This is a genomic window from Lactococcus sp. FSL K6-0773, from assembly GCF_038006485.1.
GTDB classification, from domain to species: Bacteria; Bacillota; Bacilli; order Lactobacillales; family Streptococcaceae; genus Lactococcus; species Lactococcus lactis.
On sequence record NZ_JBBOVF010000001.1, the window covers coordinates 1,606,494 to 1,619,343 of the forward strand.

Here is a 12,850-nt window from a genome sequence, read left to right on the forward strand (position 1 = left end):
CTTATCCATTTCCTTTTTGATTATTGATATAAAATTTCATCAAAAATTTAGAAATATTTTTTCCCCAGTAGCGACGATACATTTCAAATTCTTCAATTTCTCGGTTTTTATCATTTGTATTTACTGTGGTCTCGCTCTCTGCATGAATTCGGTGAGCCATCAAAAGTTCCGGAATATATTTGATTTTCCCTTCTTTCTTCATAATTCTCTCCCATGCATCCCAATCAACAACCATTTTCATCTCCTCATTGAATTTAAAATTTTTTAAATTTTCTAAGTTATATGAAACTGCTGGACAACAAATAAAATTACCAAAAGCATAAATACGGCGCTGATAACTTCTATTAGGAATAAATGATAAAAATTTCAAACCTAAAGTCTTTATTTTTAAATTCAAGTTTCTTTTACGCTTTTGTCCGCTTCCGTCAATCTCATAATAATCTGAAAAAGCAATATTTATTCTCTTATCTTTTTGAAAGGATTCAATAATTTTTATTCCGTAACTTTTTTCATAGATATCATCTTGATGAGCAATGGTTGCAAGCTTTGTTTCTGAACAAGAGAGTGCCTCATTCCAATTTGCACCAATTCCTTTTGAATTCCCCACAACTTTTTTTAGGTTATACTTATCACATATTCCATCAATAAAATCACTTGGGGTTGCAGTATATAGTACAATATCAGACATACCTAAAGCAACTGATTCTTGAATTAGCAGTGATTTTATACATTCTTCTAAATAGGGTGATTCTTTATAAGCGCAAATTACAAATGTGTGCAGCTTCATTTTCTCTCCAATAATATTTTTAATAAAATTTTCCAACGAGGGCCAATCTCTTTACCAAGAATTCCTTTAATAATCATTCTAACATATTTTTTATAAAGATTTAAGAGCAATTCCGGCTTATAATACTTATAAAAATGATATTCACTAGAGAAGATACTATAAAATCTCAGATCATTTGTTTGATTTATTTCTTGAATAGAAAGATGGTGATTTATTTTTTCATTAATTACTACTACCTTTTTATTAGAATTAAAAATTTTCCAAAATAGCCAATGGTCAAGATAATCTAAGGGAAATTCAATATTCAGTCCGCCAATTTCTATTAATAAGTCGCTCTTTACAACCAGACAACTTGAAATCCCAGTTAGATTTTCAGAATAAATTCCTGGTTTTTTAGGAAAATTAATCATTTTCAATGTATCACTTGCTGTTGGGGAAATTTGGATTTCATGATCAAAGACTAACGGAGCATAGGCACAAATATCACTTTGGTATTCTTTTTTTATTTCTGATAAAATTTTCGATAAATATGGTTGTGAAATTTCTGTATCATCGTCTAAAAACATTAACCATTCATCTTGACTAACATCTAAAATACTTTGATAAGCAATTCTAGTACCACGTTCTTTTTGTTTATTATAAATATAGTTCAAGCTATGAAATGAATGAGTATCCAACTCCTCATGAGAGGACGAAAAATCTTCACTTCCATTGTCAAAAATATATAAATTAATATTTTCTTTTAGATTCTTAGTCAAGTTTAATAAAGAATAAAATGAGACTGTCTCTGTAAATTTTTGACTATAAGCTACTAAGCAAATTGTTAAATTCATGAGCTAAACCTTTTTCAGTAATTTTTTAACTTTCCGCTTTACACGTCCTAAGTAACTATTGTATACAGTACGAGGCGGATTGATAGTTAATAATTTTGATAGATGACGAAGAGGTTTATTTTCTACTACTGGTAAGGTTTCAATACTCTCAACCAACTCTTTATAACAATTTTCCACCGAATATCTTTGTTGAACTTTTTCTAAGTTTTCTAAACTATTTTTTTTATAAAAGTCATAGTTACTCACTACTTCTTTAATTACCTGAGTGAGCTGTTCAACATTACCTAATTCGTACATTTGACCAATTTCAAAAATTTTCATTGCAGAACGATATCCAGGATTGTCTGAAATAATTGTAGGAATACCATTTAACAAAGCTTCTACGTAAACCAATCCGAAAGTTTCCAAGGATGAACTACTTACAAAAATATCTTTGTCTGTAAAATATTCCCAAGGATTCTCCATATAACCAACAAAATTTATATTCTTTATATTTTTTTTATTAATATAATCTTGGCATTCCTTTTGAACATTTTCATCACTATTCCCGATAAATACAAGTTCTAAATTATTAATATTGACTTGAGAAAAGGCTTTGATGAGCTCCAGAGGATTTTTCCTTTCAGAGATTCTACCAACGCAAACTAAACGTGAAATATTTCCATTTTTTAAAGTAATTTTCTCAATATCACTATAAGGAACAAATTTTCTTATATTCGATGTAAATAAATTATTTAACTCGAGATTCAATAAACCATCCACACTATAAATTTCATCGGACTGTTCTTCAATAAAATCTATTTTCGATGCATAATAAGCAAACTCATCAAATGGAAATTCATGAATCAACCAAAAATGAGCAGTACTTTCACAGGCTGCAGCTACAGCTCCTTGAAACACATTGACTGTATTTGAAATTACTAAATCAATTTCATTATCAATAATAATATTTTTTATTCGAGAAATATTTTCGCGATAATAATAAGTCTGTGTTTCCTCATCAGCAGGAAGCCCTCCGGGAGCATCCTCCCACCACCATTTAGCTGCCCTTAAAAGATGAGTTTCTATACTTTGAGAAGCAAAATTCGCTATATATTCGTCATGCATATTTTCAGGTTCTCCCAAATAAATTGGAGCCACATTAATCACTTTATGACCTTTTTTCGCAAGATGAGCCATCAAATGATAGATTGAAATCTCCGCTCCATTATCAAGTGTCCCAGTTGGTGAAACAAATAATATTTTTTTCATTTTTTCTCCAATAAAAAGTTCTATCTCCCTAATAAATCAAAAAGTATGTGTTGACCTCCGTCAACATTATAATAGAAAGCTAATGTCAATAATAGAAACGAAATTAAGTTGATACTTACTAAACCTACTACTACATTTTTTTCTATCCTTTCTGACATACTAACTTTGATAAATCTACCAATGTAGGCGCAAACCGGTGCTAAAACAATTAAAAAAGGTGTATAATAACGTCCTTGACTTCCTGAACTGTATACAATATTTGTTAGACTCAATTTTCCTATTGTCCAACTAGTATACATAAGAACAGCTACCATCAAAATATTGAGGAAGTATATTAAGCCACTCGAAAATACCGTTCTAACATTATAATCAATTTTTTTACCATCATTTATACCTACTAAGATTAGAACAATAAAATTGATAATTACCCACCATGCTGGTAACCAATGATTAAGTTGCCCAAAATCTCCAATTATTCCTATTGTCATAATAGTATCAAGTGTTGGGTTAAAATCAGGCCGTAGAAAAGTATTTACTAGTATCTGCATGCCATTTAATAATCCGCCATAATTTCGAAAGGCATATCTCAGATAAAAAATGATAGCAATAACTACTAATAATAAGACAACATACCAAAACTTTTTACATAAAATCCAAAACCTTTCTAAAGCATCTGATAGCTTGTTCTTACCTAAAAGGAAAGGGGGGAGTGTCACAAAAAATAATCCTAAAAGATAAACAGAATTTTTGGAAATATAAAGAAGAAAAATATTTAAGAAAATATATATCCACCATTTTATATCCAATTTTTCTTTTCTGGTCCATAGATTTGTCAATACTGACATTGTGACAAAAATGGCTCCAAAAAATAAAACATCATAAGATAGAGAAGCAGCTTGTTGTACACTAATAGGAAATAGTGCCACTAAAAGGATACCCCACTTTATTGCCTTAGCTCTCTTAATAGAAAAATAAATCATAAAAATATATAAAAATAAGTTGAAGAGCCTTCCTGCAGTCACAAGAACCCCTTTACTAGGATATATTAGTTCTCCTAGTAAAATACCTATTGCCTGGGGTAAATATTGAATTTTAGTAAGATTAAAATGAAGCGCTAATTTATTCTCTCTAAAATCACCTTGTTCTACAAAAAATTTCTGAATATATGTATTGTTTCGAGTAGCCGTGGTAACATCTTGGGAATATTTCCAGTACCTACCAAAACTTTCATCTTTTGAATCATTATGAAATACCGAGTAAGCATTTATAAAATGAGTATTTTCATCTGGGACAGAAAATACTGGTTGAGCCACTGTCATTGTAACTCCAAATATTATCGCAAAAATTAAAAATAACTTTTCAACTTTTATTTTTTTATTTTTTAATCCACGATTCTCTACATTCATAAGCTTTCTCCGTTGGCAATTACTTCTATTTCTCGTATCATTTCATCATCACTTTTTAAGGTCATACAATTTTTTAACACATATTCATAAGCACTAATTGCAATCCTTTGTCTTTTTTCAGGTTGTAAGATAAGAGATTCTAATTTTTCAAACCACTGATTCTTCCCAACCAAAACCCCTGTTTTATTATCTTCGATCATTTCAGAAAAACCACCAACATTGCTAGCAATTGTCGGAACGGCTACTAAAGCCGCTTCAAGCCATTTAATTTCTGATTTTGCTTGGTTAAAAATCGTGTCTACCAACGGAGCGAGATTGATATCCATTTGAGAAATGAGCGCTGGGAGCTCTTTCCAGTCGACATAATCATTAGCCACAATCTGCTGTTTAAATTGATTTAGTTCTCTAGGAATATTTAAATGGCCAACCAAATGTAATTCAACATTTTTATATTTTGATAAAACAGCAACAATTGCTGGTTTAATCAGGTCAAAATTTTCATTATGGGTTATTGATCCAGAAAAATAAGCAATTTTTATTTTATCTGTAGTCTTGTTGTAATCTTTGATGTTCTTAGAGCTTATTTCAACTAACTCTTGGCTAGCTAGGTTCCGATTCAAAATCACTTTTTCTTGATAGTTTTGTAATTCTTTGCATAATCTGTTTGTTGTTGTTATCGCTGAATCACAAAGCAGAAGCATTTTTTTATAATTTTCTACTCCTGAATCATACTGAATTTTTTCTCTTTCAGATAGCTGCTGTGTATAATCTAGTAAGTTAGTATATTTTGTATCAATTACTAGATCATCAATGTCGTAGTATACGGGTTTATTATATTTTTTAGCTAATCGACATAGTTCTGCAAGTTTATCGGAATATGGGGCTCGATATATTATAATATGACTAGCATACTCTGCATAGCCCATTTGGAAATCAGAATTATTGATTACCCAAACATCATAACCAAATGATCGAAGTTGTTCTGCTTTATTAAGCGCTCTATAACGAGTGCATTGCGGGATTGCATTTTCCACACCATCAATGATAAGGATATGTTCCTTAACCTTCTTATTTTTAACTTCGTTCATGATGCTATCAATAATTGTAATCGGATAGTCTGTCTCGTTTTTTATATATTCTAGCAATTCCGGAACCTCAGTCTTTCTTTGAAGGCCCTGCCATGCAAATTTATCATTGTTATAATTGGCAAATGCTGTATATTTTATGAGTGGGACATCAAATTGTTTTAACATGGTTAGCGGATGAATGTACATCGCACTATCATCATTATTTCCACTTACTGCATCATGCTTGAATCCTAAATCTTCAAAGTGTTTTGTAAAGACTGTTTCATGCTTTCCAATAGCTTTATTTCGAGAGTTTGTGTCTTCTAGATTTTCCCAATATCTAAAGAAGCCAGAATAGTTCGATAAACTTTTTTCTATCACCAAGAAATAAGATTGTAGATGAACTGGAATTTGACCGTATTTATTGTATCCGGTAAAATCATTTTGAGGTTCTCCATAAGAAATTCCCCAAAAATCCACCTTACGTTCAGCCATTTTTCGAAATGTTTTTTCTAAATCTGTAAATGGTCCCACATTCGTATCATTTACTAATAACAATTCATCATATTTTCCAAGTTCTTCCTTACCAAGAGTTAAAATCCCATGACGAAACGCTGCAGTATCATATCCCTTATTCTCCCGAAGTTCTAATTGCCCATATGAACTCAATAATACTTGATCTTCAGGAATTAACTCTCCATTAACAACAATAATCGTTTTTTCAGACAACTTTGCTAATGCTTTTAAAAAGATGATTTTATAATCGTGAAGTTTTTCGTTATTTGCATATATAACATACACTAAAACTCGATTAGGGTTAATATAATTATTTTTAGCTCTTAAATTATTTCGTATTTTTGCTAAAACCGCTTTCTTGATTTTTGTAAAAAGGTGAATTTTGGTGAAAAAATCCACTATTTTTCCAGGAATTTTCAATAAGAGTTTGGGATGCTTCAAAACGTAAATAGTTTTTTTAGCCGTTCTGATTTGAAGATTTCCCAACTTATAGCTTGCAGAATTTTTAATCTCTATAAGCTTCTGTTCTCGGTCCAGAAGTTCTTGATTCATTAATTCTTTAACCTTGAATTCCTCTTGTATCGTTTTTTCTTGGCTTTTGATTAATTCTAAACGTTCTGATTCTAATTTTTCATAATTCTTAATTAATTGAAATCGTTCTTTGGAAAGTTTTTCTGATTTTTCATAGTTATTTATCCACATTAAAATATTGTTTTTTATTGCTTTATTTTTCTCATTAGATATATAATTTTTATATTTATCTAAAATATAAAGGTAAGAGTTATAATAATTGTCCCAATTTCCTCTTTTACTTATTGATTCATCTAATACACGATAATTGAGTTTCGTGTCAGGAACAAAGATTGGCTTTGCTGAATTATTTATAATTAAACTTAACCAAAAATCGTAATCTTCCAATACTTTATTATTTAGGTTTTCATCAAATTTTATATTACCAATTGTGTCTACTCTCACTAGTGATGAAGCATCAATCATGTTTCCTTCAAGTTCTTTTGAAAATTCGTATTCTAAGTCTTTTCTTAACAAATCTTTTTTAGATATAAAATCCCAAAGCTGGCAATATGCAATATCTGCTTGATTTTCTAGCAAAGTAACTAGCAATTTTTCGATATGGTTAGGATTAATGAAATTATCACTATCTATAAAGAGGAGAAACTCACCCGTTATTTTTGATAATGCATCATTTTTTACAAATGCTAACCCTCGATTTTTTCCTGAAAAGTAACTTGTTTCAACAAAGGGAGAATCCAACAAAGTAGAAGAAATAACCTCATCTGATAAGTCAGTTGAACCGTCATTAAATATTATTAGTTCAATATTTTGATGTGTTTGCGCAAAAATACTACGCAAGCATTCTTCAATATATTTCTCATGATTGTAGCATGTGACTACCACTGATACTTTTTTGTTCATAATTCACCTATTTAAAAATATAATGCTCAACTCCTGAGCGATACTCATCCATTGGACTTTGGATTTGATAAAATTTTATCATTGTAAGACCTAAATTTAACATAAGTGCCATAATACTAGTGAAAACAACAGCTTTTTTAAAGAAAATCCCGGAATATTTTACCTTTATTTTTTTTGTAAAAATTGTAAAAAACGGAGAGCTGATTAAAAGAAATGGAGTAAAATAGCGTCCTTGTGGCCCTGTGATCACGAGATCCGCAAAACTTGGATTAGCAGAAAAAGTGAACAATATTGCTAATAAATTAACAATACTTACTCCAAAACAACCATGTGCAAACCACCTAGGAACTCTTTCTTCCGTATATGATAGTAGCAATAAAATTATTACCGAATATTGAATTGGATAGAACCAAGCTGGAACCCCAGCTGTGGAGGTACCACTAATAACTTCAGTCGTAAATACGGTGTAATAAGGTTCCATTAATGTATATATGAATTTTCCTAAGATGGTAAAAATAGCCTCTTGATATCTCCAAATGTAAATCAACACAGCAAAAAAAGAAGACAATGATATTATTAAACCTACTTGAAACTTTGTTAGCGATATCTTTAGTTTATTCCCTACTAATATAATTAAAATTAAAATAGCAAGTGAATAAAGCAAATATGAATTTGTTTTTGAAAAATAAACAGTTATACAGGGCAAAAGTAATCGTATTATTGTATTAAATATTAATCTTTCTTTTTTTTCTTTAATATCTACAGCAATATTAATAAGAGTCGCACTCAACCAAGCAAAGGCGACATAATTAAAACTATCATAACTTAAACTCGTTGAAAATTGAATAACTACCGGAGTTACAGAAATAATAACAAATAACATTCTATATGCTTTTATATATCTAATTATAAAATACATTGATATAGAAAAGAACAAAAGAACTAATAAACGAGCTGTTATAACCATTACACCAATTGATGGGAAAATAGCATGGCCAAACTTTACTCCAAAACTCGGGACCAAATGCATAATATCTTTATACCATTTCGTTCCTTTTACTCTTTTATCAACAACTTTTTCTTTTGAAATTACAGGAAGTTTTGTTTCAAAAAATTTTTCGAAATAAACTCCTTTTTGCATCATGCTGCTCACAGTAGTAAAAGGGATAGGGGAGGACTGATAATCTTCCCCTGAAAGCCCAACCTTTGTCCGATCTACCACTGTATTTGAAATATACATGGCTTTGTCAAAATGATAACTGGAATCTGGTTCAATAAAAAGAGGTTGAAGTAAAGCAAAAGCAAGACCAGCAATAAGAGAAATCGCTAAAAATAATCTTTCTGGTTTTATTTTTTCCTTTCTATCCAAATTCCCATTCTCCGTTTCGCTGAAGCAGACCTGTTGCCGAATCTTTTTCGCTCTTATCATTATCAGGAATATCATCTCGTGCTATAATTATTACTTTTTCATCAGCAAAAGCAATTAAGTCATCTTTTTCATTTCTTACCGATACTTGTAATTTGAGTTTCAAATCATTAACGTTATTTAATTTACAAGTATATTTAACTTTTTTTAATCCTTTTCCTTCTGATAAGTGATTTAGTGAATTATCATTGTAAATCCAGATATTGCGATCTACTTCTGTCAGTGAAAATGCAATATAAGTTTTAATATCTTTTTTTACCTGATAAGAAACTTCAAATGTTATTTCATCGGACGGCAAGATTTGTTGTTCTGAAAGAACTCTAACCTCAAGTGAATTTATCAGTGTTTCTTTTGTCTCCGGCTTATCACCAGCAGAAATCTCTGTCTGAAGATTATCTAAACTATATTGATTAGCTACTTTATCAACATCTCCTGACGCCTTAATATAACCATCTTCAATCAAAACTGCTTTTGTACAATATTTTTTTACAGCATTCATATCGTGGGTAACAAGGATTGTTGTTTGTCCTGATTTTTTTCGTTCTATGAAATAGTCATTACATTTTCTTTGAAAAGCTTCGTCCCCGACCGCCAAAACTTCATCTAAAACAAGAACATCTCCTCTGGCTTTGATGGCGACAGAAAATGCTAAACGGACTTGCATCCCGCTAGAATAATTTTTTAGTTTTTGATTCATGAATTCATGTAGTTCGGCAAACTCAACTATTTCATTATACATTTCATCAATTTCTTGTGTTGAAAAACCGAGCATTGCTCCGTTCATATAAACATTCTCGCGCCCCGTAAGCTCAGGGTTGAAACCAACTCCAAGTTCAATAAAGGAGACAAGCTTTCCTTGGACAGTAACGGAACCTTTTTCTGGTGTATATATTTGTGAAATGATTTTTAAAAGCGTTGATTTTCCTGAACCATTTCTTCCCACAATCCCAAAGAAATCACCTTTTTCCACTTCAAAATCGATATCTTTTAGCACATGCTGCTCTTTGTAACCTTTGACCCCTCTAAAACGATTCACAAGCGTTGTTCTAAGACTTGTTGTAGAATCTGTAGGTAGGCGGAAATATTTACTTACGTGATCAATTTTTACTGCAATATTATCATTCATTATTAGATTACCTCCGCAAATTTTTTCGCATTTTTATTGAATACAAAAAGCCCAAAAGCAAATACTAAAAATGGAATGAGATATGGAATGATTATAACCATTGGATTATGAACCATTTGCCAAAGTGTAGGATTTGTATTATTACTAAAAGTTAAAATATACCGCATATCTTGAATAATCTGTGCCATTGGATTAAGCATTAGCGATTTGGCAACACCCAGGTGAGTTTTAGAAATCTGTGTAATTGGATATATGATTGGTGTACCATAAAATCCAGCCTGCATAACAACTTCCCAAATTGGACCTAGATCACGAAAATATACAAATAAAGTTGCTAAAATAAATGAAATTCCTGCAGTAAAAAGGACAAGTTCAATAAGCAAAAATGGTATGAAAGCAACTGTCCAACTCATCTGAACGCCGTTAATGAAGGCAAAAATAATTACAACAACTAGTGATAGTAAGAGGTTGATCATTGCATTAGCTATGACTGAAAAAACAATGACTTGCTTAGAAAAATTAACTTTCCTTAATAAATCTCCTCTATTTACCATTGACAACATTCCCATATTCGTAGCTTCACTAAAAAAGTTCCAGATGGTAATTCCTAAAAGAAGGGCAATAGCAAAATGCGGGATTTCTCCTCCAAATTTTAAGAAACGCACAAATACCAAGTACATAACTAAAAAAAGGAGCAAAGGTTTTAAGATTGACCAAAGATACCCTATCAAGCTTCCCTGATACCTTAGTTTAAAATCAGTTTTTACAAGTTCTCTAAGTAGAATTTGATTTCTACGGCTGAAGAAGTTCATTTATTTTTTTCCTTTATATGCAAATTTTGTGATGATAAGTGCGCGAAAAATTCTTGTATGATAATTTTTATTTTTACGTAAATTGTATCGATCAAGAATTTGTCGACGCTCTGCTTTTGGTTGCTTTAAAATATTGACGTAATCACTGACAAGTGCTCTATCAGCTTCCGACATTAGTGACAAATTTTCTGTCAGTAATTTTTGAGCTTGTTTTTGACTGGCTGTAATGAGCCACCAATATTTTTCAAACCATAAGTTTGGGTGTATCCATTTTTTTATCCGTTTTGAGAGGGTTCTTGCTCCCAAAACATTAGAATCGTGCTGACGATAAAGATGAGTAGGTTGGTCAATATAAACCAACTCACCGAGTGCAGCTGCTACAATTGCCAAATACCAATCATGCATAATAATATCATTTGTACTTTGCCAAAGTTGTGCAAGCTCATGATTAATCATACTCGCTCCACCTGTGACCGTATTTTCGGTCAATTCTTGAACAAGCTTTGTATTTGCATGGTCAGACTGACTGCGTATCATGGATTCCGAAGTCACATTAAGGTTTCTGTCAGTAACTTTCAAATCTGTATAATACATAACCGGTTTACTATTATCATGTTTCTTAGTTTCTTCTAGCATTACTGACAGCTTCTCTGGCAACCAATAATCATCTTGGTCAGCAAAAAAATAGAAGTCAGCATTGTTATTATCTGTTACAAGCTCATGAAAGGATTTAATCACCCCAACATTTTCAGCTCGAATTAATTTAATTCTGTTGTCTTTACTGACAAAATCATCAACAATTTCGCAGGTTCTATCAATTGAACCATCGTCACGAATAATTAAATTCCAGTCAGTATAAGTTTGTTTTTGAATACTCTCAATCTGATCAGCGACGAACTTCTCGCCGTTGTAGGTTGACATTAAAATATTAACTCTCATCTCCGCCTCTGGCTAGGTTCTCCATTTTTCTTAAAGGCTCAGACTCATCAGTAAACTTTGGAGCGAAAAGGTCCTCATATTGAGCACAAATATGCTCCCAAGTATATTTTTCTTCGATAATTGCCTGAGCTTTTTCGTGTAATCTTTGACCTTCATCTGGGGTCAAATTTTCAACTTCTGACAAAGTTGTCAGTAAATTTTCCTTGTCAAAATAAATGACGGAATCGCCTGCTGTCGTCCGGTTGAAATTGACTCCTAAAACAACATTGACCGCTGTTGACCACATGGCCTCAAGCAATCCAGGATTTGTCCCCCCTACCTCATGACCATGTAAATAAGCAAAGGCATGTTCACGAACATATCTCAATTCGTTTTGATTATAGATTGTTCCAACAAATTTAATTCGTGCATCCTTGTCGAATTGCGTTTTTTCGCGCAATTCTTTGAAGTAAGCATTGCCTTCATGATTAGTAATAATCACAAGGTCTCGTTTTGTTGAACTTTTCATGAAGGCTCTAATTAGCGTTTCATAATTATTTTCAGGCACAAAGCGTCCTACAATCAAATAATAATCATTAACTTTATATTTTACCAGAGTTTCTGATTCTGTCAAATCGGACTTGAACTTTTCTGTTCCATAAGCAATCACTTCTGATTCAACTTGTCCATATTCACTTGTTAAATATTCTTTAATTCCTGCGTTATCTGAAATAATCAAATCAGCATATCGCACCATTTTTTTCTCAGCAAATTTCAAATAAGAACGAATTGGTGCTGCCCACTTGGTTCTTTTCCATTCCAATCCATCAGGATTGACAAATAATTTTCCACCAAGTTTATGGATTTTATTAGCATAATGGCCAATAAATCCACCTGCTGTATTCCCAAGAATATAAAAAATAGGCGCTTTGATTTCTTCTTTTTTACAATATTTAAGTGCTGCATTAATGGCTAAAATATCATAAGCAATCACACGTGCTGAACCAATTTTGGGTAACTTAATTACAAAACAATCTGCTCCAAGATACTCAAAATGTTCTCCAGGTAGTGCCATGTCTGAATTCTCACTTTGACAAGCTACATGATATTTTATATTTTTATTATTTTGATGTTTGACGAGTTCTTCAACAAATGTTTCAAACCCTCCATATTTCGCTGGTAAGCCACGGCTACCAATGATAAAAACGTGTTTTTTCATGTTGTTCCTTTTACTCACTAAAATTTATTTAGTGATTATTTCAGCCTCTCAAAAT

Annotated in this window: 10 protein-coding genes; all 10 read right to left on the reverse strand. The window is 31.6% G+C overall.

The features are described from left to right. Window position 1: 1 nt before the first annotated feature. The 10 genes from MHB61_RS07770 to cps2T are packed head-to-tail and all read right to left on the reverse strand — an operon-like array spanning window position 2 to window position 12,795. Window positions 2-787 carry a glycosyltransferase gene (locus MHB61_RS07770; protein ID WP_032398780.1) on the reverse strand — a complete coding sequence of 262 codons (786 nt, stop codon included), beginning with the start codon at window positions 785-787 and terminating at the stop codon, window positions 2-4. Then, entirely contained in the window at window positions 784-1,620 is an 837-nt protein-coding gene (locus MHB61_RS07775; RefSeq protein ID WP_137016404.1) for a glycosyltransferase family 2 protein, read from the reverse strand. The genes MHB61_RS07770 and MHB61_RS07775 overlap by 4 nt, the downstream gene beginning before the upstream one ends. A gap of 3 nt (window positions 1,621-1,623) precedes the next feature. Continuing rightward, window positions 1,624-2,871, reverse strand: coding sequence for a glycosyltransferase family 4 protein (locus tag MHB61_RS07780; RefSeq protein ID WP_137016406.1), 1,248 nt, complete (start codon window positions 2,869-2,871; stop codon window positions 1,624-1,626). A 20-nt stretch (window positions 2,872-2,891) separates the two neighbouring features. Continuing rightward, window positions 2,892-4,277 (reverse strand): DUF2142 domain-containing protein, encoded by a 1,386-nt coding sequence (locus MHB61_RS07785; RefSeq protein WP_137016409.1) that lies wholly within the window; start codon window positions 4,275-4,277, stop codon window positions 2,892-2,894. Beyond that, on the reverse strand, window positions 4,274-7,294 hold the full coding sequence (locus tag MHB61_RS07790) for a rhamnan synthesis F family protein (protein WP_058221439.1): 3,021 nt from the start codon (window positions 7,292-7,294) through the stop codon (window positions 4,274-4,276). Before MHB61_RS07790 ends, MHB61_RS07785 begins: the two co-directional genes overlap by 4 nt. Before the next feature lie 7 nt (window positions 7,295-7,301). After that, window positions 7,302-8,663, reverse strand: a complete 1,362-nt coding sequence (locus tag MHB61_RS07795; protein ID WP_137016411.1) for a DUF2142 domain-containing protein — start codon at window positions 8,661-8,663, stop codon at window positions 7,302-7,304. Further along, window positions 8,656-9,846 carry an ABC transporter ATP-binding protein gene (locus tag MHB61_RS07800; protein WP_003129798.1) on the reverse strand — a complete coding sequence of 397 codons (1,191 nt, stop codon included), beginning with the start codon at window positions 9,844-9,846 and terminating at the stop codon, window positions 8,656-8,658. Before MHB61_RS07800 ends, MHB61_RS07795 begins: the two co-directional genes overlap by 8 nt. Window positions 9,847-9,848: 2 nt before the next feature. Continuing rightward, the gene (locus MHB61_RS07805) at window positions 9,849-10,658 is read right to left on the reverse strand and encodes an ABC transporter permease (protein ID WP_014570356.1); all 810 of its coding nucleotides are present in this window, start codon (window positions 10,656-10,658) and stop codon (window positions 9,849-9,851) included. After that, window positions 10,659-11,597, reverse strand: a complete 939-nt coding sequence (locus MHB61_RS07810) for a glycosyltransferase family 2 protein (protein WP_032398768.1) — start codon at window positions 11,595-11,597, stop codon at window positions 10,659-10,661. Then, window positions 11,587-12,795, reverse strand: coding sequence for a beta 1-4 rhamnosyltransferase Cps2T (cps2T, locus tag MHB61_RS07815; RefSeq protein WP_003129790.1), 1,209 nt, complete (start codon window positions 12,793-12,795; stop codon window positions 11,587-11,589). The genes MHB61_RS07810 and cps2T overlap by 11 nt, the downstream gene beginning before the upstream one ends. Between the last annotated feature and the right edge of the window lie 55 nt (window positions 12,796-12,850).

What these genes read in the sequence shown, in the direction of transcription:
- MHB61_RS07780 (WP_137016406.1), bottom strand. Translation starts at nt 2,871, where the DNA reads ATGAAAAAAATATTATTTGTTTCACCAACTGGGACACTTGATAATGGA.
- MHB61_RS07770 (WP_032398780.1), bottom strand. Translation starts at nt 787, where the DNA reads ATGAAGCTGCACACATTTGTAATTTGCGCTTATAAAGAATCACCCTAT.
- MHB61_RS07805 (WP_014570356.1), bottom strand. Translation starts at nt 10,658, where the DNA reads ATGAACTTCTTCAGCCGTAGAAATCAAATTCTACTTAGAGAACTTGTA.
- MHB61_RS07800 (WP_003129798.1), bottom strand. Translation starts at nt 9,846, where the DNA reads ATGAATGATAATATTGCAGTAAAAATTGATCACGTAAGTAAATATTTC.
- MHB61_RS07790 (WP_058221439.1), bottom strand. Translation starts at nt 7,294, where the DNA reads ATGAACAAAAAAGTATCAGTGGTAGTCACATGCTACAATCATGAGAAA.
- MHB61_RS07810 (WP_032398768.1), bottom strand. Translation starts at nt 11,597, where the DNA reads ATGAGAGTTAATATTTTAATGTCAACCTACAACGGCGAGAAGTTCGTC.
- MHB61_RS07785 (WP_137016409.1), bottom strand. Translation starts at nt 4,277, where the DNA reads ATGAATGTAGAGAATCGTGGATTAAAAAATAAAAAAATAAAAGTTGAA.
- cps2T (WP_003129790.1), bottom strand. Translation starts at nt 12,795, where the DNA reads ATGAAAAAACACGTTTTTATCATTGGTAGCCGTGGCTTACCAGCGAAA.
- MHB61_RS07775 (WP_137016404.1), bottom strand. Translation starts at nt 1,620, where the DNA reads ATGAATTTAACAATTTGCTTAGTAGCTTATAGTCAAAAATTTACAGAG.